The sequence below is a fragment of the Streptomyces sp. NPDC088157 genome (genome assembly GCF_044741545.1).
GTDB lineage: Bacteria > Actinomycetota > Actinomycetes > Streptomycetales > Streptomycetaceae > Streptomyces.
In genome coordinates this window covers 561020-582407 of record NZ_JBIUSU010000005.1, presented here as the reverse complement: position 1 = coordinate 582407, position 21388 = coordinate 561020, and the positions used below count along the sequence as shown (strand labels likewise).

Genomic DNA, 21388 nt, shown 5'->3' with positions numbered 1-21388 from the left:
AGGCCCACAAGCCCGAAGACGCACCCAATGCGCGGGTGGCGGAATAGGCAGACGCGCTGGATTCAGGTTCCAGTGCCCGCAAGGGCGTGGGGGTTCAACTCCCCCCTCGCGCACCAGCTGAAAGCCCCGCAGGTCTCAGACCTGCGGGGCTTTCACGTGTCTCCGGACGTGTTCTCGAGGGCCGGCGAGTATGGGCCACGGTTGCTCACGGTGTGTGAGGAACATCTCAGGGTCGTGAACCGTGACGGCCGGTGGGGCTGGGTGGACGCCGAGGGCCCGCGTAAGGGTGTAGCGGGCTGCACCGCGTTCGCCGCGGGTGCGGCCCAGCGTTGGGTGTACGGCGCAGACGATCCCGATGGCGACGACGGTCCGGCGGGCGGGACGAGCCACGGGTCGGCTGCTCATCGCCGCGGTGATGGCCTTCGGCACCTGTCTCTTCGTCACCGTGCTCCTCATCGCGGCCATCGGCACGCTGGTCGTCGTCGGTGCGTGGATGCTGCCCGAGGCGGTACTGCTGACCCGCCGGATCGCCGGGGCCAAACGCCGCCAGGTCGCCGACTGGACGGGCCGCGGGATCCCCGGGGCCTACGAGCCGCTCAGCGGCACCCTGCGTGAGCGCCTGCGCACAGCCGTCCGGGGCCCCGGCACTCTCGCCGACCTGCGCTGGTTGGGCGCCCACTACGTCTACGGCTGGCTGGTGCTGCTCGCACTGCCGCTGTGGCCGGTGGGGCTGGTCGTCGACGGAGTGCGGTGCGGGCTGCTGCGCCGGGACGCGGTCGTCCTGCCGTTGGTCGTCCGGCTCGCCGATACCGAGGCGCGCTGGTCGGCGGCCCTGCTCAAACCGTCGCCCAAGGCGCGCCTCGCCGCCCGGGTCCGGGCGCTGACCGAGACCCGCGCCGACGCGATCACCGCGCACGGCGCCGAACTGCGCCGCATCGAACGCGACCTGCACGATGGCGCGCAGGCCCGTGTGGTCGCCCTGTCCATGCGGATCGGGCTTGCCCAGCGGGCCTTCGACCGTGATCCGGACGCCGCGCGCAAACTCATGGCCGACGCGCAGGACCAGGCCGAACAGGCGCTCACGGAACTGCGGCACGTCGTCCGCGGCATCCATCCGCCGATCCTCACCGACCGCGGACTCACGGGAGCCGTACGGGCGCTGGCCGCCGGCAGCGGGCTGGAGGTGACGGTGCGGGTGGAGGGGCTCGCGGACGGCGGCGGCGGTCACGGCGACGGGGCGCCCGGCTCGAGGCGTGGCCTTTCGGGGGGTTCTGTCGGTGCCGATGGTGCTCGTGGCGCCGGCGGATTCCGGGCGCCCGCCGCTGCGGAGGCCGCTGCCTACTTCGCGGTGGCCGAGGCGCTCACCAACGTGGTCAAGCACAGCGGCTCCCCGCGGGCGACCGTCGAGCTGGAACGGCTGCGGAACGGGTTGCGGGCGGTGGTGCGGGACGAGGGTCTCGGCGGCGCGGACGAGGGTGTCGGATCCGGCTTGCTGGGGATCCGGCGACGGGTCGCCGCGCTGGACGGTGTGGTGAGCGTGGACAGCCCCGTCGGGGGACCGACCACGGTCGCTGTGGAGCTGCCTTGTGTGTGGTGAGGCGGGTACGGGTGAAGCCGAGGGGTGTGGGGGATGCGGGTGCTCCGGCATGAGGGCGTGTTTCACGTGAAACACGCCGGGCCTCCTGGCCGTCGTGACGTCGTTGCCGGCGGCGGGGGCGTTCGGTGGGTGGGTTGCGCAGCGGATTGGGCGAGGGGTTTTCCACAGGCGGGAGGTTGTCCACAGGGTCTGACGCCGTTCGGTCGCCGGGCTGTACGGTCTGCACGAGTTGATGTTCGGCTCGTCGAGCCGACGGACGTACGTGTGCGGGGGAGGCGGTCGTGGTGACCGAGGCCGGTGGCGCGGGAACAGAGATGGGCGGGGCGCGCAGGCTTCCCCGGGTGCGTGGTTTCGCCGAGTGGCCCGTCGAGCGGCCCGCCGCGGGACCGGAGGCGAGGACCGCCCCGAAGTCGCCCAAGGAGAAGGGCAGGGCTTTGCGCGGCCGGGTGCCGCGTGCGGCGCATGCCGTACTCGATCCGGATGCCTCCCGGCCGGACGCGGTGACGGCGGTCGAGGAGTCCAGCCGGGGCCGCATCCCGGAGCTGGCTCCGATCCGGGTCGGCCGGATGGCGGCGACGCCGTTCGCTTTCCTGCGCGGCTCGGCCGGACTCATGGCGTACGACCTGGCCCGCACCGCCATGACCGGGATCCGCGCCCAGATCTGCGGCGACGCACACGCCGCGAACTTCGGTCTGTACGGGGACGCACGAGGCGGCCTGGTCATCGACCTGAACGACTTCGACGAGACGGTCGAAGGCCCCTGGGAATGGGACCTCAAGCGCCTCGCTGCCTCCCTGGTGCTCGCGGGCCGGGAGGCGGGCGCGGACGAGGACACCTGTCGCAGGGCGGCGCACGGCGTCGCCGGCTCCTACCGCCGCACCATGAGGCTCCTGGCCAAGCTCCCCGTGCTGGACGCGTGGAACGCCATCGCCGACGAGGAACTGGTCTCCCACACCGACGCGCACGACCTGCTGGGCACTCTGGAACGGGTCTCGGAGAAGGCGCGGGCCAACACCAGTGGGCGGTTCGCGGCGAAGTCGACCGAGCCGACGGAGGACGGCGGCCGCCGCTTCGTCGACGCGGCGCCGGTACTGCGTCGCGTCCCGGACGCGGAGGCCCATGCGGTGGCCGCGTCCCTGGAGCACTACCTGACCACCCTGTCCGAGGACCGCCACCCCCTGCTGGCCCGCCACGCGGTCCACGACGTCGCCTTCCGCATCGTCGGCACGGGCAGCGTCGGGACGAGGTCGTACGTGGTGTTGCTGCTGGACCACCGGGGCGAGCCGTTGATCCTCCAGGTGAAGGAGGCCCGGGCGTCGGCCCTGGTCCCGCATCTGCTGACCGCCGGTTTCGAGGCGCCGCAGGTGGACCATGAGGGGCGCCGGGTGGTCATCGGCCAGAAGCGCATGCAGGTCGTCAGCGACATACTGCTGGGCTGGACGACGGTGGAGGGACTCCCCTTCCAGGTGCGGCAGTTCCGCAACCGCAAGGGCAGTGTCGACCCGGCCGCGCTCGCCGCCGACCAGGTCGACGACTACGGCCGCATGACCGGCGCGCTCCTCGCCCGCGCCCACTCCCACAGTGCCGACCCCCGAACCATCGCCGGCTACTGCGGCAAGAACGAGGAACTGGACGAGGCGATCGCCGCGTTCGCCGTCGCCTACGCCGATCGGACCGAGGCGGACCACTCGGATCTGGTGGCGGCGGTACGGGCGGGGCGGATCGCGGCGGAGACGGGCGTGTGAGGCAGGGACGGGCGGAGTCGGGGCCAGGGGGCGCCCTGGCAGGGAACCCCTGTGCGACGGTCGGCCGGGCGGGTTCGGGTGAGCGTTGGCCTAGGCTGGACGAGTGACGACCCCCGAAGCTGAGCAGCCCCGGCCCGAGGCGCGGCTGGAGCAGGCCGTGCGGGCCGCCGAGCAGGCGTTGATCGAGTTCGAGATCGCGGTGGAGACCTTCCGCGTCGAGACCGAGAACTTCTCGCGGCTCCACCACCAGAAACTCGGTCCGATGTACGCCCGGCTCGACGAACTGGACGCCCAGATCGCCGAGGCCAGGGCCGCCCGCACCGGTGATGCCGAGGACCTGCGCAAGGCCGCCGAGGCGCGGGCCCGGGTGATGCCGATGCCCGGGGTCGAGGAGCTGTTCCACGGCTGGATGGACGGCGAAGGGCTGTTCCCGGAGGCCGAGGCGATGCTCACGGACCAGCCGGTCCGGCCTCCGCAGCGGGTGCGGCCCAGCGAGGAGGCTCGCAAGCTGTACCGCGAGCTGGCCCGCAAGGCGCACCCGGACCTGGCGCAGGAGGACGCCGAGCGGGCCCGGCGCGAGGAGTTCATCACCCGCGTCAACGCGGCCTACGCCCGTGGCGAGGTGGCCCTGCTGCGGGAGCTTGCCGAGGAGTGGGCGGCCGGTCCGGTGCCCGCGGAGCGCAGCCCGAGCCCCAGCGAGGAGCTCTACGCGCGCCTCGAGTGGCTGGCTCAGCGCAAGGAGATGCTGGCGCTGGTCGCCCGGGAACTGGAGGACAGCGCGATCGGCTCGATGCTCCGGATGGCCCCGGACGACCCCGACCGGCTTCTGGACGAGATCGCCGACAAGCTCCTCGCCGACGTCGCCGCCCGGGAGGCGGAGCTGGCCGAGCTGGTGGGCTAGCGGACCGGTCGTGAGGTATGCCCCGTCGGGTAGCGTCGGGGGCATGAGTTTCGGATCTGGTGTGCCCACGGTTCAGGTCGGCGACCTCAAGGACGACGACTTCCTGCTGGACGTCCGTGAGGACGACGAGTGGCGGGCGGGTCACGCCGAAGGGGCGCTGCACATCCCGATCAGCGATTTCGTCGCCCGCTACGGTGAGCTGACCGAGGCGGCTCCGCAGGATGGGCGCGTCCATGTGATCTGCCGCTCCGGTGGCCGTTCGGCCCAGGTCACGATGTACCTCGTCCAGCAGGGCATCGACGCCGTGAACGTCGACGGCGGCATGCAGATCTGGGCCGCCACGGGCCGCCAGGTCGTCACGGACGCGGGCGATCCGGGCTCCGTCCTGTAAGTCGCCGGACCGCTGTCCGTTTCGCCGGGCCGCAGCCACCAGTCGCCGGGCTGCCCGGCTCGGCGCGGCGGGCGTCAGCCGAGGGGGCGGGCCTCAGCCGCCGGGTTGGGCGTCAGCCGAGGGGGTGGGCGGCCAGCAGGTCGCCCAGGGCTTCCTCGTGAGCCGCGGCCGGGCCGAGTGACAGTTCCAGGTATTTGGCCCAGGCGTGGTACCGGTGCAGCGGATAGTCGACGTCGGCGCCGAAGCCTCCGTGCAGATGCTGTGCGGTCTGCACGACCCGCCGTACGCCCTCCGACGCCCAGATCTTCGCCACGGCGACGTCGCCGGAGGCCGGGAGCACGCCCGGTGCGCCGGAGGCGATCCGCCAGGCGGCCTGCCACAGCGTGACCTCCATCGCACGCAGGTCGATGTAGCGGTCTGCGGCCTGCACGGCGACGGCCTGGAAACTGGCGATCGGGTGTCCGAACTGCTCCCGTTTGCCGGCGTACTCGCTGGTCATCGCCAGCACGCGCTCGCCCAGACCGAGCGCCTGAGCGCACGTCCCCGTGGTCAGCAGGGCGCGCAGCCACTCCCAGGCGCCGTCGGCGGTGATGACGTCCCCTGCGGGGATCCTCGCCGATTCGAGGCGCAGTTCGCCGAGGCGCTCACCGGTGGTGGAGATCTGCTCGGCGAGCATGACTCCTTCGTGTCCGCGCGGAACGACGGCGAGCACGCTCCGGTCGTCCCCGGTGCGCGCCGGTACGACGACGTAGTCGGCGTCGTACGCCCACGGCACCATGGTCTGCACCCCGTCCAGCACCCACTCACCACCGCCCGGGCCCGCGCCGGTTCCGCCGGCGCCGCTGCTGTCGTCCGTGCCGTCCTGTCGCGCGGTCACGGCGAGTTCGGCCGGGGCGTGGCCGGTGCGGCCGTTGGTGGCGACGGTGAGGGCGATCTCGCCCCGGCCGACCCGGGCGAGCAGCGACGACCTCAACTCCGGTCCGCCGTAGGCCTGTAGGGCGGCCATGGCCGCGCTGCTCTCCAGCAGTGGTACGCGGGCCAGCACCTTCGCCGATTCGCGCAGCACCAGACAGAGCGCGACCGCGTCGAGGCCCGCGCCGCCGAACTCCTCGTCCAGCAGCAGGCTCAGCAGGTCCGCCGAGGCGAGCCTGGCCCACAGCGCGCGGTCGAAGTCGTCGGCCACGGCGCCCCTGGTGAGTGCGGGGCTCGGGACGTCGTCGGGGGCGACCCCGGCGAACACTCCGCGCGCCGCCTCCGCCGCTGCCTGCTGCTCCTCGGTGAAGGTGAAGTCCACGGCCTGTCCTCCCGACGGGTCAGCTGATCTGACGGAGCGTCAAGATAGAACAGGTTCTAGAAGAAGGGAACGGTCGGTCGCCTCCTCAGTGCGTACTCCTCCGTGCGCACTGCCAATGCGCATTCGTCCCTGCCCGGCGCTCCTCACCGGTCGAAGTCCACCTCCACCGCCTCCGTCAGCGGGTGCGACTGGCACGCAAGCACATACCCGGACTTCGTCTCCTCCGGCTCCAGCGCGAAGTTGCGGTCCATGCGGACCTCGCCGGAGACCAGAAAGGCCCGGCAGGTCCCGCACACCCCGCCCTTGCAGGCGTAGGGCGCGTCGGGCCGGTTGCGCAGCACCGTCTCCAGGACCGACTCCCCGCCCCGCACCGGCCAGCTGCCGCCCCGGCCGTCGAGCCGGGCGGTCACGGTGCTGTGGGCGGGGGCCGCCGCGCGCGCCGGTGGTGCCGTGACCTCCACGTGGAAGATCTCCTGGTGGATCCGGGACCGCGAGACCCCGATCTCCCGCAGTGCCTGCTCCGCGCCCTGGACGAGGCCGAGCGGCCCGCACAGGAACCAGCCGGCCACCTCCAGCACCGGCAGCAGCGAAGGCAGCAGCCCGGTCAGCCGTTCCCGGTCCAGCCGCCCGGACGGGAGTCCGGCCTGCTGCTCCTCCCGGGAGAGCACGGTGACCAGCTGGAACCGCTCGGGGTAGCGGTCCTTGAGGTCGGCGACCTCCTCCAGGAACATCGTCGAGGCCGCCGTCCGATCGCTGCGGATGAGGCAGAACCGCGCGGCGGGCTCGCGGGCCAGCAGCGTCGAGACGATCGACAGCACCGGTGTGATCCCGCTGCCGCCGACGATCGCCGCGTACCGGCCGGGCGCGGGGGCGAGGGTGAACCGGCCCGCCGGAGTCATCACGTCCAGCTCGTCGCCGACGGCGATCTCTTTCAGCGCGTAGGTGGAGAAGGCGCCGCCCTCGACCAGTCGCACGCCCACCCGCAGCGTGCGGGGCCCCTCGCTGTCGGGACCGGGTGCGGGTGAGCAGATCGAGTACGTCCGCCGGACCTCGGCCCCGTCGGTCACGCGCCGCAGGGCGAGGTGCTGTCCGGGCGCGTACCGGTACTCCTCGCGCAGCGCGGCGGGGACGGTGAGGGTGAGGGTGACGGAGTCGTCGGTGAGGTGGTCCACCGCGGCCACCTGGAGCGGGTGGAAGCGGGCCATCACAACTCCTTGAAGTGGTCGAAGGGTTCACGGCAGGCGAGGCAGCGCCGCAGCGCCTTGCAGGCGGTGGAGGAGAAGCGGCTGAGCAACTCGGTGTCGGCGGAGCCGCAGTGCGGGCAGCGGATCGGGTCGGTCTCCGCGTCCGCCTCTGTCCCGGCAACCGCACCCGTCCCGGCACCCGTCCCTGCCCCGGCAACCGCACCCGTCGCCGTGGGCTTGGGCTTGGGCTTGGTGGTGAGGGTGCGGGTGGGGCCCAGGGTGACGCCGACCGGTTCGGCCGCCCTGCGCACGCGGGGCGGCGCGATGCCGAACTCCCGCAGTTTGCGCCGCCCTTCGGCGGAGATGTCGTCGGTCGACCAGGCGGGGGAGAGCACGGTGCGCACGGTGACCTCCCGCACCCCGTGCTCGCGCAGCGCCCGTTCGATGTCCAGGGACATCGCCTCCACCGCCGGGCAGCCGGTGTAGGTGGGGGTCAGCTCGACCTCGACGGCGTCCGTGTCGCGTACGTGCACCGCGCGCAGCACGCCCAGTTCCTGGAGTGTGAGCACGGGCAGTTCGGGGTCGGGCACCGAGCCGGCGACCGCCAGCAGTTCCGCCTCCAGCGGCGTGAGCGTCACCATGACGCGCCCGGGTGGCTGCGGTGCAGGTGCTGCATCTCGGAGAGCATCCGGCCGAAGGACTCGGTGTGCAGACCCTCGCGGCCCGCGCCGGCGCGCCAGGCTCCGGTGCGCGAACCCTCCGGCACGGCCAGGCCGGCCCTGCCCAGCACGCTGCGCACCGACTCCAGCCAGGCCGATTCCAGGTCCGACGGGTCGAGGTCGAGGCCCTTCACGGGGCGGAACATCTCCCCGGTGAACCGCCACAGTGCCGTGCAGGCCCGCTGCATCCGCTCGTGGCTCTCCTCGGTGCCGTCGCCGAGCCGCAGCGTCCACTGTTCGGCGTGGTCGCGGTGGTAGTCGACCTCCTTGACCGCCTTCGCGGCGAGTCCCGTGAACGGGCCCTCCACGGCCGCCAGCCGCGCGTACAGCAGGTGCTGGTAGGTGGAGAAGTACAGCTGGCGGGCGATGGTGTGGGCGAAGTCCCCGTTGGGCTGTTCGACCAGTTGGAGGTTGCGGAAGGCGCGTTCCTCACGCAGATACGCCAACTCGTCCTCGTTCCCGGCCATCGACAGCAGGATCCGGGCCTGGCCCAGCAGGTCGAGGGCGATGTTGGCGAGGGCGAGCTCCTCCTCCAGCACGGGCGCGTGGCCCATCCACTCCCCGAGACGGTGGGAGAGCACCAGGGCGTCGTCGCCGAGGGCGAGGGCGGCGGTGTCCGTGTGCGCGGTCGTGGTCACAGGTGCTTCACCCCCTCCGGGATCTCGTAGAACGTCGGGTGCCGGTAGGGCTTGTCGGCGGCCGGTTCGAAGAACGGGTCCTTCTCGTCCGGCGAGGAGGCCGTGACCGAGGAGGACGGCACGACCCAGATGGAGACGCCCTCACCACGGCGTGTGTACAGGTCGCGCGCGTTGCGCAGGGCGAATTCGGCGTCCGGCGCGTGCAGGCTGCCGGCGTGGGTGTGGGAGAGGCCGCGCCGGGAGCGCACGAAGACCTCCCACAGAGGCCAGTCGGTGTTCGTCATGCCTGCTCCACTTCCGTCCCAGAGCTGTGTTTGGCCGCGTGGGCGGCGGCCGCCTCTCGTACCCAGGCGCCCTCGTCGTGTGCGCGCCTGCGTTGCGTGATCCGCTGCTCGTTGCAGGGGCCGTTGCCCTTGAGGACCTCCTTGAACTCGGTCCAGTCGATGGGGCCGAAGTCGTGGTGTCCCCGCTCCTCGTTCCATTTCAGGTCCGGGTCGGGGAGCGTGAGGCCGAGCGAGGCCGCCTGGGGGACGCAGATGTCGACGAAGCGCCGGCGCAGTTCGTCGTTCGAATGGCGCTTGATCTTCCAGGTCATCGACTGCGCGGAGTGCGCGGACTCGTCGTCGGGCGGGCCGAACATCATGAGGGACGGCCACCACCAGCGGTCCACCGCGTCCTGCGCCATCGCGTGCTGCTCCGGGGTGCCTCGGCTGAGGGCCAGCAGCAGCTCGTACCCCTGGCGCTGGTGGAAGGACTCCTCCTTGCAGACGCGGACCATCGCGCGTGCGTAGGGCCCGTAGGAGCAGCGGCACAGGGGGACCTGGTTGGTGATCGCGGCACCGTCCACGAGCCAGCCGATCGCGCCGACGTCCGCCCAGGTCAGCGTGGGGTAGTTGAAGATCGAGGAGTACTTCTGGCGGCCGGTGTGGAGCTTGTCGAGCAGTTCCTCGCGGCTGACGCCGAGTGTTTCGGCCGCGCTGTACAGATAGAGCCCGTGGCCCGCCTCGTCCTGGACCTTGGCCATGAGGATGGCCTTGCGGCGCAGGGACGGCGCGCGGGTGATCCAGTTCGCCTCCGGCTGCATACCGATGATCTCGGAGTGGGCGTGCTGCGCGATCTGGCGCACCAGCGTCGCGCGGTAGGCGTCGGGCATCCAGTCGCGTGGCTCGATGCGTTCGTCGGCGGCCACGGTGGCGTCGAAGACGCGCTCGTACGCCGCGTCGGAGCCGACGCCGCCGTCCTCGGCGGTGGGCCGCTGTGTGCGGGCCGTCTGGTGCGCTGTCGCCATGCGGTCCCCCTTGATCTGGGCCCCGGCTCGGTGCCGTGGGCGTGGGCTCTGCCCGAGCCTTCTCCCGACCGATCGTTCGGTCCGTGCGATTCCATGGTGGGACGGCCGTCGTAAGGTGTCAACCGCTGTGGATAACCTGCGGGCATCCCCTGTGGACGACCTGCCCCGGCCTTTCCCGGCCCGGGCGCCGCGGGGAGGGGGCTGCGCCGAACGGGTGAGGCTGAGTACCGTTCGCGATTGCGCGGCGCAGCGCGAAGACGACCGGTGTCGGGGAACGGGGCGGAATGGACGTGTACGACGGAGGCTCTGGCTCTCCCAAGGGGCCGAACACGTCAGGGGAGGCGGTGGCGGCGAGTCCACCCGCCCAGGACGCCGTTCCCCGCCCGCGAGCCGAACTTCCGGGCTCTGTACCTGTCTCCCGGGCCGAAGACGCGGGCTCGAAATCTCACTCCTCGGTCGAAGACGGGGACCGTGAGCCTGGATCGGCGGCCGACGTGAGCGGGCATGAGCGTGAGCCTGGTTCCTCGGCCGGCGAAGGGGGGCCTGAGCGGGGCTCCGCTGCCGAGCACGCGGGTCCTGAGCCCGGCCCTTCGGCCGAGGACGGGGGGCCTGATCCTGAGCCTGGCTCCCCTGCCGAGCACGCGGGTCGTCGACCCGCCCCTCCTCGCGAGATCGCCACCGCCGTCACCGAAGCCGGTCTCGTGGGCGAGCCGCTTCGGTCCGGGACGCGTACCGGTGTGGCCGCCCTGTCCCCCCGCTATCAGGTCGGCGCCGCGCTTGCGCTGGCCGTGGTCGCGGTGGCCGTCTGTGTGCATGTCGGGATGGTGTTCCTGCACGTCGCCCCGTCGAACACCGTCACCAAGGCGCACGGCAAGGCGATCGACGACTGGATCTACCCGGAGTTCGAGCAGAACTGGAAGCTCTTCGCGCCGAACCCGCTTCAGCAGAACATCGCCGTCCAGGTCCGCGCCCAGGTCCGTGGCGCGGACGGCGGTTCGCGGACCACCGGCTGGTACGACCTGTCCGCGCAGGACGGCCGGGCCATCGACGGCAATCTGCTGCCGAGCCACACCCAGCAGAACGAGCTGCGCCGGGCCTGGGACTTCTTCACCGCCACGCACGACAGCGACAACCGCCCCGTCGGCATACGCGGCGCCCTCTCCGAGACGTACCTGCGCCGCATCGTGGTGCTGCGTCTGGAGCGTGGGGGCACCGGTGACGGCGGCGTCATCGAGCGGATCCAGGTCCGTTCGCAGACCACCAACGTGACCCCGCCGAAGTGGAGCACCGAGAAGGTGTCGATGAGCCCGGTGTACCGCGAGCTGTCCTGGTGGTCGGTGCCGGACGGCGGGACCGAGGGAGGCACGAGGTGAACCGGTTCTCCCTGTCGGTGTCCGCCGCCATCGCCCGCGTCACCGAGTCCGCGCTCGCGCCGTACCAGAGCGCCGTGGTCCGGATCGGCTTCAGCGCCACCTGGCTGCTGTTCCTGTTGCGCGAGTTCCCCCACCGTCAGGAGCTGTACGGCCCCGACGGTCCCTGGGACTGGGAGCTGGCCCGGCAGCTGATCGACACCAACGGCGCGTTCACGGCGCTGATGTGGTCGGACGGGCGGGGCTGGTTCGAGGCGGTGTACCTGCTCGCGCTGGTCGCCGCCGCGCTGCTGCTCCTCGGCTGGCGCACCCGCGCGATGTCGGTGCTGTTCATGGTCGGTGTGCTCTCTCTGCAGAACCGCAGCGTCTTCGTGGGTGACGGCGGGGACAACGTCCTGCACCTGATGTCGATCTACCTCGTGTTCATGCGGTGCGGTCGGGTGTGGTCGCTGGACGCGCGGCGGGCCCGGCGGGCGGACGAGGCACGCGCGCGGGGGGAGCGGGTCACGGACCGGGTGGGGCCCGCCCTGTGGGCCGCGTCCGGGTTCGTCCTGGTCACGGTGACCGTGGCGGGCCGTTTCCACAGCGACTGGACCATTCCGGCGCTCCTGTGGGCGGCGTGGGCGGTGCAGGGGCTGTGGTGGGCCGTCGGGCGCCGCACGAAGCCCGCGGAGCCCCGGATCCTGCTCGACGTGATCGGCAACATCCTGCACAACGGGGCCCTGGTCGTGATCATGGCCGAGGCCTGTCTGATCTATGCGACGGCCGGCTGGTACAAGATCCAGGGCTCGCGCTGGCAGGACGGCACCGCCGCGTACTACCCCCTGCACCTGGACTACTTCTCGCCCTGGCCGGGACTCGCCGACCTGCTCGCCGGCAGCGGCACGATGGTCCTGCTGGCCACCTACGGGACCGTGATCGTGCAGGTCGCCTTCCCGTTCACGCTCGCCAACCGGCGGCTGAAGAACGTGCTGCTGGCCCTGATGATGACGGAGCACGCGGTCATCGCCGTGCTGCTCGGGCTGCCGTTCTTCTCACTGGCGATGATCGCGACGGACGCCGTCTTCCTGCCGACGACGTTCCTGCACCGGCTGGGCGGCTGGGCGGCACGCGCGCGTGGACGGCTGTTTCCCGGCAGCGGTCCTGCCGGGGCGCCGGAGCCGCAGGCCAGGGAGGAGCCCGAGCACACCCGCGTAGGGTTCACGGCATGACCGACCCCGTGACCGCCGGTTCCGATCCGCTCGGCCGATGGCGCCGGCTCGCCGACGCCACCGTGCTGCTCGACGGCTTCCACGCCCTCAAGCACGCCGTGCGCTTCGGGGCCGAGGTTCCGGTAGCGGTCACCGCCGACCGGCGGGCGACGCTCGCCCTCGCCGACGAACTCGCCCCCGACGTGCGCGACGCCCTGGAGGCGCTCCTGACGGAGGTCCCGGAGGCGACGTACACGTCCCTGGTGCCGCGCCCGCATCCCACCGCTGTCGCCGCCCTGGCCGTACGGCCCTCCCGCGAGGCCCGCCTGGAGCGGCTGGCGCACGCGCCCCGCAGTGCTCCCGTCGTGGTTCTGGACAACCCGCGCAACCTCGGCAACGCGGGCGCGGTGATCCGGCTGGCCGCCGGTTTCGGGGCGACCGGGGTGGTCACCACCGGCACGCTCGACCCCTGGCATCCGACCGTGGTGCGCGGCGGGGCGGGGCTGCACTTCGCGACCGCCGTGGAGCGGCTGACCGTCGACGAGCTGCCGGCCGGCCCGGTGTTCGCCCTCGCCCCGGAGGGCGACGACCTCCGGGGCGTCGAACTGCCGGACGACGCCCTGCTGGCCTTCGGCTCGGAGCGCAGCGGTCTCTCCGCCGAGCTGCGCGCGCGTGCCGACCACCTTCTCGCACTGCCGATGCGCCCCCAGGTCTCCAGCTACAACCTCGCGACCAGTGTGGCCATGACGCTGTACCACTGGAGCGCCACCGGGGGCGCACCGCACGCCGTGGGCGTCTAGACGTCCCTGCGGACCTCGACCACCCGGAAACGGTTCGCGACGAACGCGCCGTCGGTGAGGGCCGCGTTGGCCGCCGGGTTGCCACCCGAGCCGTGGAAGTCGGAGAACGCGGCCGTCTGGTTGACGTAGACCCCGCCGGTGAGGTTGAGCGACAGCTGGGCGGCCTCCTCCAGGCAGACCTCCTCGATCGCCCGCTCGACCTCCTCGTCGGTGGTGTACGCGCCGACGGTCATCGCGCCCTTCTCACGCACTGTGCGCCGCAGCAGGTCGACCGCGTCGGCCGCGGAATCGACGGCGACGGCGAAGGAGACGGGGCCGAAGCACTCACTCATGTAGGCGGCCTCGTCGTCGGTCCCCTCCCAGTACTTCCGCGCCCCGTCGAGCTTGACGAGCACCGGGGTGCGCACGACCGCGTCCGGGAACTCCGGATTGCTCACCTCGCGGGAGGCGAGGGCGACCTCGCCGAGGCCCGCGGCGGCCTCCAGACGGGCCTTGACGTCCGGGTTGACGATCGCGCCGAGCAGCGCGTTCGCCCGCGCGTCGTCACCGAGGAGGCCGTCGACCGAGCGGGCGAGGTCGGCGACGACCTCGTCGTAGGTCTTGGTTCCCCCGTCGGTGCGGATGCCGTCGCGGGGGATCAGCAGGTTCTGCGGGGTCGTGCACATCTGGCCGCTGTACAGGGAGAGCGAGAACGCCAGGTTGGCGAGCATGCCCTTGTAGTCGTCGGTGGACTCCACGACCACCGTGTTGACGCCGGCCTTCTCGGTGTAGACCTGCGCCTGGCGGGCGTTGGTCTCCAGCCAGTCGCCGAAGGCGGTCGAGCCGGTGTAGTCGACGATCCTGATCTCGGGGCGGGTGGCCAGCGCCTTGGCGATGCCCTCGCCGGGCCGTTCGGCGGCCAGCGCGACCAGGTTCGGGTCGAAACCGGCGGCGGCGAGCACCTCGCGGGCGACGCCCACGGTCAGCGCGAGCGGCAGCACCGCGCGTGGGTGGGGCTTGACCAGGACCGCATTGCCGGTGGCCAGGGAGGCGAACAGGCCCGGGTAGCCGTTCCATGTCGGGAAGGTGTTGCAGCCGATGAGCAGGGCGATCCCGCGCGGTACCGGCGTGAAGCTCTTGGTCATCGCGAGCGGCTCGCGCTTGCCCTGGGGCTTGCTCCACTCGGCCGTACCGGGTGTGCGGACCTGCTCCGCGTACGCGTACGCGATCGCCTCCAGGCCGCGGTCCTGGGCGTGCGGGCCGCCCGCCTGGAACGCCATCATGAAGGCCTGGCCGGAGGTGTGCATGACCGCGTGCGCGAACTCATGCGTCCGGTCGCTGATCCGCTTGAGGATCTCCAGGCAGACCACCGCGCGCAGTTCCGCGCCCGCGTCCCGCCAGGCGCGCTGCCCGGCCCGCATGGCGGGCAGCAGCGTGTCCACGTCCGCGTGCGGGTACGTCACGCCCAGCTCGACGCCGTAGGGCGATACCTCGCCGCCCACCCAGTCGTCGGTGCCGGGCTGGCCGAGGTCGAGGCGGGTGTGCAGAACGGCGTCGAAGGCGGCCTTGCCGGCCGCGGCGTCCAGGCTGCCGTTCTCCCCGTAGGCCTTGGGGTGTTCGGGGTGCGGGGACCAGTACGCGCGGGTGCGGATCGCTTCCAGGGCCTGATCGAGGGTGGGCCGGTGCTGGGCGATCAGAGCGTGCGCGGTCGGTTCTGCGGCGGCCATGCGGGACCAACTCCTCGTCTTGAGAACTCTCCGTCGAGCTCATGACCTGGCGGAAACCTGGGCAGAAACAGCCAGTCAGGGTTAGAGTAACCGAACGATCGGTCGGGACAAGGGGGCCTGCCGCATCTGTGGAAATCCCAGTGCGGGAGGATCGCGCACATGACAGCACTCGACCTCAGCAGCCCCGTGGCCGTCGTCGGCACCGGCACCATGGGCCAGGGCATCGCCCAGGTCGCGCTGGTGGCGGGCCACACCGTGCGGCTGTACGACGCCGCGCCCGGCCGTGCCCGCGAGGCGGCCGCCGCGATCGGCGCCCGCCTGGACCGGCTCGTCGAGAAGGGCCGCCTCGCCGGCACCGACCGGGACGACGCCCGGGCGCGGCTGCTGCCCGCGGAGGGCATCGCCGACCTCGCGGACTGCTCCTTGGTCGTCGAGGCCGTCGTGGAGCGCCTGGAGGTCAAGCAGGAGCTGTTCCGGCAGCTGGAGGAGGTCGTCGGCGAGGACTGTCTGCTCGCCACCAACACCTCGTCCCTGTCGGTGACCGCCGTCGGGGGCGCTCTGCGCAATCCGGGCCGCCTGGTGGGCCTGCACTTCTTCAATCCCGCGCCGCTGCTGCCGCTCGTCGAGGTCGTCTCCGGGTACGCCACCGACGTCACCTCGGCCACGCGCGCGTACGAGACCGCCCGCTCCTGGGGCAAGACGCCGGTGGCCTGCGCCGACACCCCCGGCTTCATCGTCAACCGCATCGCGCGGCCCTTCTACGCCGAGGCGTTCGCCGTCTACGAGGCGCAGGGCGCCGACCCGGCCACGATCGACGCGATCCTGCGCGAGTCCGGCGGCTTCAAGATGGGTGCCTTCGAACTGACCGACCTGATCGGACAGGACGTCAACGAGTCGGTCACGCATTCCGTGTGGCGGTCCTTCTTCCAGGACGTGCGCTTCACGCCCTCGCTCGCCCAGCGCCGCCTGGTCGAGTCGGGCCGCCTCGGCCGCAAGACCGGCCGGGGCTGGTACGACTACTCCGACGCGACCGGGGCCGCCGAACAGGCCGAACCGCACACCGCGGAGAAGGCCCAGCCGCCCGCGTACGTCGTCGCCGAGGGCAACCTGGGACCCGCCTCCGAACTGCTCGCGCTGATCCGTGAGGCGGGCATCCAGGTCCGCGAGGAGGAAGAGGACCACGGCACCCGCCTGGTGCTGCCCGGAGACGGCCAGCTGGCCCTCGCCGACGGCCAGACCTCCGTGGAGTTCCGCGACGTCGTGTACTTCGACCTCGCCCTCGACTACCGCAAGGCCACCCGCGTCGCCCTGTCCGCCTCCCAGGACACCTCCACACAGACGATGTCCGAGGCGATCGGCCTCTTCCAGGCGCTCGGCAAGGACGTCAGCGTCATCGGCGACGTCCCCGGCATGATCGTCGCCCGTACGGTGGCGCGGATCGTCGACCTCGCGCACGACGCCGTGGCCAAGGGCGTGGCCACCGAGGAGGACATCGACACCGCGATGCGCCTGGGCGTGAACTACCCGCTCGGCCCCTTCGAGTGGAGCCGCAGACTGGGCCGCACCTGGGCCTGCTCCCTCCTGGACGACCTGCACGAGCGGGACCCCTCCGGCCGCTACGCGCCCTCCCTCGCGCTCTACCGGCACTCCTACGCCACCGAGAAGCGGGAGGGCGCCTCGTGACCACTGTCAAGCGCGACACGTACACCCCGGAGACCTTGCTCTCCGTCGCGGTTCAGGTCTTCAACGAGCGCGGCTACGACGGCACCTCCATGGAGCACCTCTCCAAGGCCGCCGGCATCTCCAAGTCGTCGATCTACCACCATGTCGCCGGCAAGGAGGAATTGCTGCGGCGGGCGGTCAGCCGCGCCCTGGACGGTCTTTTCGCGATCCTCGACGAGGAGCACGCGCGCGTGGGGCACGCCTCGGAGCGCCTGGAGTACGTCGTGCGGCGCATGGTCGAGGTGCTCATCGGCGATCTGCCGTACGTGACACTGCTGCTGCGCGTGCGCGGCAACACCGACACCGAGCGGTGGGCCCTGGAGCGGCGCCGCGACTTCGACCACCGCGTCGCCGAACTGCTGAAGGCGGCCGCCGCCGAGGGGGACGTACGCGGCGACATGGAGGTACGGCTCGCGACCCGGCTGGTCTTCGGGATGATCAACTCGATCGTCGAGTGGTACCGGCCGGGCGGCCGGGGGATGGTCGAGAGCGAGGTGGCCGACGCGGTGGTGCGGCTGGTCTTCGAGGGGCTGCGCACGGCCTCCTAGGCCGGGTCTGCGAAGCGGTGCTGCCCGCCCGCCGGGCAGGGCGGGCTTCGCGGCGGCGCCCAGGGCTCAGCCCTGCGGCTCCAGGTCCTCCTCCTCGAACACCAGCAGCGTGCGCGTGCTGAGCACCTCGGGGATCGCCTGGAGCCGGGTGAGCACCACCTCGCGCAGCGCCCTGTTGTCGGGCGTGTGCACCAGGAGCAGGACGTCGAAATCGCCCCCGACGAGGGCGATGTGGGAGGCGCCGGGCAGCTGTCTGAGCTGCTCGCGCACCGTCCGCCAGGAGTTCTGCACGATCTTCAGCGTGATGTAGGCGCTCGTGCCCTGCCCGGCGCGCTCGTGGTCCACGCGGGCGCCGAAGCCGCGTATGACGCCGTCCTCGATGAGCCGGTTGATCCGTGCGTAGGCGTTGGCGCGCGAGACGTGGACGCGCTCGGCGACCGACCGTATCGAGGCACGGCCGTCCGCCTGGAGCATCTGGAGGATGTCCTGATCGATGGCGTCCAGCGGACGCGGCGGCGACAGCGGGGCACTGCTCGGCGACGGGGCACCGGCCGGCGGCGGAGGGTTGCCCGGAGGCGACGAGGCGCCGTTCTCCGATCCGTCGGCCATTTGTTCAGATGCCATGTCCCCCCGCCTCCCTACCATGGACGTACTGCACCCATCTCAGGTTGTGGAGAACCGTTTGTCCACAGCCTGAGGGGCCCTGTAGCCAAAATGTGCCGACGACCGAACAATCGGTAGGTGGGGCGCATCACATCCGACGCGTCTCCCGTAGCCACTCCCACGAGGAGGTGCCGTCATGACGGTCATGGAGCAGCGGGGCGCGTACCGGCCGACTCCGCCGCCGGCCTGGCAGCCCCGTACCGACCCCGCGCCGCTGCTGCCCGACGCGGAGCCGTACCGCGTCCTCGGCACCGACGCGGCCGCGCAGGCCGACCCCGAACTGCTGCGCCGGCTGTACGCCCAGCTGGTGCGCGGCCGCCGCTACAACGTCCAGGCCACCGCGCTCACCAAGCAGGGCAGACTCGCCGTCTACCCCTCCAGCACCGGCCAGGAGGCCTGCGAGGTCGCCGCCGCGCTCGCCCTGCAGGAGCGGGACTGGCTCTTCCCCAGCTACCGAGACACCCTCGCCGTCGTCGCACGCGGTGTGGACCCCGTCGAGGCCCTCACCCTGCTGCGCGGCGACTGGCACACCGGCTACGACCCCTACGAGCACCGTGTCGCGCCCCTGTGCACACCGCTCGCCACCCAGCTCCCGCACGCCGTGGGCCTCGCGCACGCCGCCCGTCTCAAGGGCGACGACGTGGTCGCGCTCGCCATGGTCGGCGACGGCGGCACCAGTGAGGGCGACTTCCACGAGGCGCTGAACTTCGCCGCCGTCTGGCAGGCCCCGGTCGTGTTCTTCGTGCAGAACAACGGCTTCGCGATCTCCGTACCGCTCGCCAAGCAGACCGCCGCGCCCTCCCTGGCCCACAAGGCCGTCGGGTACGGCATGCCGGGCCGCCTGGTCGACGGCAACGACGTGGCCGCCGTGCACGAGGTGCTGGCCGACGCCGTACGGCACGCGCGTGAGGGCGGCGGCCCCACCCTCGTGGAGGCGGTGACCTACCGCATCGAGGCCCACACCAACGCCGACGACGCCACCCGCTACCGAGGCGACGCCGAGGTCGAGACCTGGCGCGAACACGACCCGATCCAGCTGCTGGAGCGCGAACTCACCGCGCGCGGGCTGCTCGACGAGGACGCGAAGCACTCCGCGCGGGACGCCGCCGAGGCGATGGCCGCCGACCTGCGCGCCCGCATGAACCAGGACGCGGTCCTCGACCCCATGGACCTGTTCGCCCACGTCTATGCCGAACCCACCCCCCAACTGCGCGAACAGCGCGACCTGTTGCGGGCCGAGCTCGAGGCCGAGCAGGAAGGCGCGCACTGATGACCACCGTCGCCCTCAAGCCCGCCACCATGGCGCAGGCCCTCACCCGCGCCCTCCGGGACGCGATGGCCGCCGACCCGTCGGTGCACGTCCTGGGCGAGGACGTGGGCACCCTCGGCGGTGTCTTCCGGGTCACCGACGGGCTCGCAGCGGAGTTCGGCGAGGACCGCTGCACGGACACCCCGCTCGCCGAGGCGGGCATCCTCGGCACGGCCGTCGGCATGGCGATGTACGGACTGCGGCCGGTCGTGGAGATGCAGTTCGACGCCTTCGCCTACCCGGCGTTCGAGCAGCTCATCAGCCATGTCGCCCGCATGCGCAACCGCACCCGCGGCCGTATGCCCCTGCCGATCACCGTCCGCGTGCCCTTCGGCGGCGGCATCGGTGGCGTCGAGCACCACAGCGACTCCTCCGAGGCGTACTACATGGCGACCCCGGGCCTCCACGTCGTCACGCCCGCCACGGTCGCCGACGCCTACGGACTGCTGCGCGCCGCCATCGCATCCGACGACCCGGTCGTCGTCCTCGAACCCAAGCGCCTGTACTGGTCCAAGGACTCCTGGAACCCGGAGGACCCCCAGAGCGTCGAGCCGATCGGCCGCGCGGTGGTGCGGCGTCCGGGCCGGAGCGCCACGCTCATCACCTACGGGCCGTCGGTGCCGGTCTGCCTCGAGGCCGCCGAGGCGGCGCGCGCCGAGGGCTGGGACCTCGAGGTCGTCGACCTGCGTTCCCTGGTTCCCTTCGACGACGAGACGGTCTCCGCCTCGGTACGGCGGACCGGCCGCGCGGTCGTCGTCCATGAGTCGAACTCCTTCGGCGGCCCGGGCGGGGAGATCGCGGCCCGCGTCACGGAGCGCTGCTTCCACCACCTGGAGGCACCGGTGCTGCGCGTCGCGGGGTTCGACCTCCCCTATCCGCCGCCGATGCTGGAGCGCCACCATCTGCCCGGCGTCGACCGCATCCTGGACGCCGTGGCCCGGTTGCAGTGGGAGGCCGAGAACTGATGGCACAGGTGCTGGAGTTCAAGCTCCCCGACCTCGGGGAGGGGCTCACCGAGGCGGAGATCGTCCGCTGGCTGGTCCAGGTCGGCGATGTCGTCGCCGTCGACCAGCCGGTCGTCGAGGTGGAGACGGCCAAGGCGATGGTCGAGGTGCCCTGCCCCTACGGCGGTGTGGTCACCGCCCGCTTCGGCGAGGAGGGCACCGAACTGCCTGTCGGCGCCCCGCTGATCACGGTCGCGGTCGGCGCGCCGGCCTCCGGCGGTCCGGCCGCCCACACCGAGGGCTCGGGCAACGTGCTCGTCGGGTACGGCACTTCGCAGGCACCCGCGCGCCGGCGCCGGATCCGGTCGGCGCGGCCCGAACCCGCCGCTTCCGTGACCGTCGACGCCGCAGCCCCGGCAGCCCCGGCCCTCCCGACAGCCCCGGCCGAGGCGCCCGACGGACCCGTTCCGGTGATCTCCCCGCTGGTGCGCAGGCTCGCCCGGGAGAACGGCGTGGACCTGCGGGAACTCACCGGCTCGGGGCCCGATGGGTTGATCCTGCGGGCGGACGTGGAGAACGCGCTGCGGGTGGCCGCCCCCCGGGAACAGGCGGCTCAGCGGTCGCCCGGGTCCCCCGCAGCCACCGGAAGCCGCCGCATCCCCCTCAAGGGCGTCCGGGGCGCCGTCGCCGACAAGCTCTCCCGCAGCCGGCGCGAGATCCCCGACGCGACCTGCTGGGTGGACGCCGACGCGACCGAACTGATGGGAGCCCGGACGGTGATGAACGCGTCCGGTGGGCCGAAGATCTCCCTCCTCGCGCTTCTCGCCCGTATCTGCACCGCGGCGCTGGCCCGTTTCCCGGAGCTCAACTCCACCGTCGACCCGGAGGCCCGGGAGGTCGTCCAGTTCGACCATGTCCACCTCGGCTTCGCCGCGCAGACCGAGCGGGGACTTGTCGTGCCCGTCGTCCGCGACGCGCACGCCCGGGACGCCGAGGCACTCACCGCCGAGTTCGCCCGGCTCACCGAGGCGGGACGGGAGGGACGTCTCACCCCCGGTGACCTCACCGGGGGCACCTTCACCCTGAACAACTACGGGGTGTTCGGAGTCGACGGCTCGACGCCGATCATCAACCACCCCGAGGCGGCCATGCTCGGCGTCGGCCGCATCGTCCCCAAGCCGTGGGTGCACGAGGGCGAGCTGGCCGTGCGCCAGGTCGTCCAGCTCTCGCTCACCTTCGACCACCGGGTCTGCGACGGCGGAACGGCGGGCGGCTTCCTGCGCTACGTGGCGGACTGCGTGGAGCGGCCGGCGGTGCTGTTGCGCACCCTGTGAGTGCGCAGGCGCCCCGGCGATTCGTGCCTTTCCCGTGATCGGACG

At 72.2% G+C, this 21388-nt stretch carries 20 protein-coding genes and 1 tRNA gene; 13 read left to right on the top strand and 8 right to left on the bottom strand.

All coding sequences use genetic code 11. From position 1 onward, the window contains the following. The first annotated feature begins 29 nt into the window (after positions 1-29). The 5 genes from ACIPFH_RS22740 (at position 30) to ACIPFH_RS22720 (ending at position 4634) form a co-directional block, all read left to right on the top strand. A tRNA-Leu gene (locus tag ACIPFH_RS22740) sits at positions 30-116 on the top strand. A gap of 239 nt (positions 117-355) precedes the next feature. After that, the gene (locus ACIPFH_RS22735) at positions 356-1597 is read left to right on the top strand and encodes a histidine kinase (RefSeq protein ID WP_401828807.1); all 1242 of its coding nucleotides are present in this window, start codon (positions 356-358) and stop codon (positions 1595-1597) included. A gap of 314 nt (positions 1598-1911) precedes the next feature. Further along, a complete protein-coding gene (locus tag ACIPFH_RS22730; protein WP_401829236.1) occupies positions 1912-3342 on the top strand; it encodes a DUF2252 domain-containing protein in 1431 nt (476 codons plus the stop codon). Between the two features lie 103 nt (positions 3343-3445). Continuing rightward, positions 3446-4243, top strand: coding sequence for a J domain-containing protein (locus ACIPFH_RS22725; RefSeq protein ID WP_401828805.1), 798 nt, complete (start codon positions 3446-3448; stop codon positions 4241-4243). A 61-nt stretch (positions 4244-4304) separates the two neighbouring features. Beyond that, entirely contained in the window at positions 4305-4634 is a 330-nt protein-coding gene (locus ACIPFH_RS22720; protein ID WP_359123520.1) for a rhodanese-like domain-containing protein, read from the top strand. A gap of 112 nt (positions 4635-4746) precedes the next feature. Here the strand turns inward: ACIPFH_RS22720 and ACIPFH_RS22715 are convergent, their stop codons facing one another. From ACIPFH_RS22715 to paaA, 6 genes are all read right to left on the bottom strand, one after another. After that, on the bottom strand, positions 4747-5928 hold the full coding sequence (locus ACIPFH_RS22715; protein ID WP_401828802.1) for an acyl-CoA dehydrogenase family protein: 1182 nt from the start codon (positions 5926-5928) through the stop codon (positions 4747-4749). Positions 5929-6071: 143 nt separating this feature from the next. Next, positions 6072-7133, bottom strand: coding sequence for a 2Fe-2S iron-sulfur cluster-binding protein (locus ACIPFH_RS22710; RefSeq protein WP_401828800.1), 1062 nt, complete (start codon positions 7131-7133; stop codon positions 6072-6074). Then, the gene (gene paaD, locus ACIPFH_RS22705) at positions 7133-7753 is read right to left on the bottom strand and encodes a 1,2-phenylacetyl-CoA epoxidase subunit PaaD (RefSeq protein WP_401828799.1); all 621 of its coding nucleotides are present in this window, start codon (positions 7751-7753) and stop codon (positions 7133-7135) included. The genes ACIPFH_RS22710 and paaD overlap by 1 nt, the downstream gene beginning before the upstream one ends. After that, positions 7747-8469 carry a 1,2-phenylacetyl-CoA epoxidase subunit PaaC gene (gene paaC, locus ACIPFH_RS22700; protein WP_401828796.1) on the bottom strand — a complete coding sequence of 241 codons (723 nt, stop codon included), beginning with the start codon at positions 8467-8469 and terminating at the stop codon, positions 7747-7749. The genes paaD and paaC overlap by 7 nt, the downstream gene beginning before the upstream one ends. After that, on the bottom strand, positions 8466-8753 hold the full coding sequence (gene paaB, locus ACIPFH_RS22695) for a 1,2-phenylacetyl-CoA epoxidase subunit PaaB (protein ID WP_327316435.1): 288 nt from the start codon (positions 8751-8753) through the stop codon (positions 8466-8468). Before paaB ends, paaC begins: the two co-directional genes overlap by 4 nt. Beyond that, positions 8750-9757: a 1,2-phenylacetyl-CoA epoxidase subunit PaaA gene (paaA, locus tag ACIPFH_RS22690; protein ID WP_401828795.1), complete on the bottom strand. Its 1008-nt coding sequence runs from the start codon at positions 9755-9757 to the stop codon at positions 8750-8752. The genes paaB and paaA overlap by 4 nt, the downstream gene beginning before the upstream one ends. Positions 9758-10041: 284 nt before the next feature. Here paaA and ACIPFH_RS22685 point away from each other — a divergent pair, with 284 nt between their 5' ends. The 3 genes from ACIPFH_RS22685 to ACIPFH_RS22675 are packed head-to-tail and all read left to right on the top strand — an operon-like array spanning position 10042 to position 13117. Beyond that, complete coding sequence (locus tag ACIPFH_RS22685; protein ID WP_401828793.1) at positions 10042-11130, top strand: DUF5819 family protein; 1089 nt, start codon at positions 10042-10044, stop codon at positions 11128-11130. After that, positions 11127-12338: an HTTM domain-containing protein gene (locus ACIPFH_RS22680; protein WP_401828792.1), complete on the top strand. Its 1212-nt coding sequence runs from the start codon at positions 11127-11129 to the stop codon at positions 12336-12338. Before ACIPFH_RS22685 ends, ACIPFH_RS22680 begins: the two co-directional genes overlap by 4 nt. Beyond that, positions 12335-13117 (top strand): TrmH family RNA methyltransferase, encoded by a 783-nt coding sequence (locus tag ACIPFH_RS22675; RefSeq protein WP_401828790.1) that lies wholly within the window; start codon positions 12335-12337, stop codon positions 13115-13117. Before ACIPFH_RS22680 ends, ACIPFH_RS22675 begins: the two co-directional genes overlap by 4 nt. On the opposite strand, the gene paaN is transcribed toward ACIPFH_RS22675, so the two are convergent. Beyond that, on the bottom strand, positions 13114-14823 hold the full coding sequence (gene paaN, locus ACIPFH_RS22670) for a phenylacetic acid degradation protein PaaN (protein ID WP_356250981.1): 1710 nt from the start codon (positions 14821-14823) through the stop codon (positions 13114-13116). The two genes, ACIPFH_RS22675 and paaN, sit on opposite strands and share 4 nt — an antisense overlap. A 159-nt stretch (positions 14824-14982) precedes the next feature. On the opposite strand from paaN, the gene ACIPFH_RS22665 reads away from it, so the two are divergent. Continuing rightward, positions 14983-16506, top strand: a complete 1524-nt coding sequence (locus tag ACIPFH_RS22665) for a 3-hydroxyacyl-CoA dehydrogenase (RefSeq protein ID WP_401828788.1) — start codon at positions 14983-14985, stop codon at positions 16504-16506. Then, positions 16503-17093: a TetR/AcrR family transcriptional regulator gene (locus ACIPFH_RS22660; RefSeq protein WP_401828787.1), complete on the top strand. Its 591-nt coding sequence runs from the start codon at positions 16503-16505 to the stop codon at positions 17091-17093. The genes ACIPFH_RS22665 and ACIPFH_RS22660 overlap by 4 nt, the downstream gene beginning before the upstream one ends. 66 nt (positions 17094-17159) lie before the next feature. Here ACIPFH_RS22660 and ACIPFH_RS22655 read toward each other — a convergent pair whose 3' ends face one another. Then, positions 17160-17717, bottom strand: a complete 558-nt coding sequence (locus ACIPFH_RS22655; protein ID WP_401828785.1) for an Lrp/AsnC family transcriptional regulator — start codon at positions 17715-17717, stop codon at positions 17160-17162. 175 nt (positions 17718-17892) lie between these two features. On the opposite strand from ACIPFH_RS22655, the gene pdhA reads away from it, so the two are divergent. From pdhA to ACIPFH_RS22640, 3 genes are read left to right on the top strand one after another with little or no spacing between them, the layout of a single operon-like run. Beyond that, entirely contained in the window at positions 17893-19026 is a 1134-nt protein-coding gene (gene pdhA, locus ACIPFH_RS22650; protein WP_401828783.1) for a pyruvate dehydrogenase (acetyl-transferring) E1 component subunit alpha, read from the top strand. Beyond that, positions 19026-20030, top strand: coding sequence for an alpha-ketoacid dehydrogenase subunit beta (locus tag ACIPFH_RS22645; protein ID WP_359123490.1), 1005 nt, complete (start codon positions 19026-19028; stop codon positions 20028-20030). The genes pdhA and ACIPFH_RS22645 overlap by 1 nt, the downstream gene beginning before the upstream one ends. Beyond that, positions 20030-21343 (top strand): dihydrolipoamide acetyltransferase family protein, encoded by a 1314-nt coding sequence (locus ACIPFH_RS22640; RefSeq protein WP_401828781.1) that lies wholly within the window; start codon positions 20030-20032, stop codon positions 21341-21343. The genes ACIPFH_RS22645 and ACIPFH_RS22640 overlap by 1 nt, the downstream gene beginning before the upstream one ends. Positions 21344-21388: the final 45 nt, after the last annotated feature.

Coding starts and splice junctions, on each gene's coding strand:
- ACIPFH_RS22735 (WP_401828807.1), top strand. CDS start 356: ATGGCGACGACGGTCCGGCGGGCGGGACGAGCCACGGGTCGGCTGCTC.
- ACIPFH_RS22730 (WP_401829236.1), top strand. CDS start 1,912: ATGGGCGGGGCGCGCAGGCTTCCCCGGGTGCGTGGTTTCGCCGAGTGG.
- ACIPFH_RS22710 (WP_401828800.1), bottom strand. CDS start 7,133: ATGGCCCGCTTCCACCCGCTCCAGGTGGCCGCGGTGGACCACCTCACC.
- paaD (WP_401828799.1), bottom strand. CDS start 7,753: ATGGTGACGCTCACGCCGCTGGAGGCGGAACTGCTGGCGGTCGCCGGC.
- paaB (WP_327316435.1), bottom strand. CDS start 8,753: ATGACGAACACCGACTGGCCTCTGTGGGAGGTCTTCGTGCGCTCCCGG.
- paaA (WP_401828795.1), bottom strand. CDS start 9,757: ATGGCGACAGCGCACCAGACGGCCCGCACACAGCGGCCCACCGCCGAG.
- ACIPFH_RS22685 (WP_401828793.1), top strand. CDS start 10,042: ATGGACGTGTACGACGGAGGCTCTGGCTCTCCCAAGGGGCCGAACACG.
- ACIPFH_RS22675 (WP_401828790.1), top strand. CDS start 12,335: ATGACCGACCCCGTGACCGCCGGTTCCGATCCGCTCGGCCGATGGCGC.
- paaN (WP_356250981.1), bottom strand. CDS start 14,823: ATGGCCGCCGCAGAACCGACCGCGCACGCTCTGATCGCCCAGCACCGG.
- ACIPFH_RS22665 (WP_401828788.1), top strand. CDS start 14,983: ATGACAGCACTCGACCTCAGCAGCCCCGTGGCCGTCGTCGGCACCGGC.
- ACIPFH_RS22655 (WP_401828785.1), bottom strand. CDS start 17,717: ATGGCATCTGAACAAATGGCCGACGGATCGGAGAACGGCGCCTCGTCG.
- pdhA (WP_401828783.1), top strand. CDS start 17,893: ATGACGGTCATGGAGCAGCGGGGCGCGTACCGGCCGACTCCGCCGCCG.
- ACIPFH_RS22645 (WP_359123490.1), top strand. CDS start 19,026: ATGACCACCGTCGCCCTCAAGCCCGCCACCATGGCGCAGGCCCTCACC.
- ACIPFH_RS22640 (WP_401828781.1), top strand. CDS start 20,030: ATGGCACAGGTGCTGGAGTTCAAGCTCCCCGACCTCGGGGAGGGGCTC.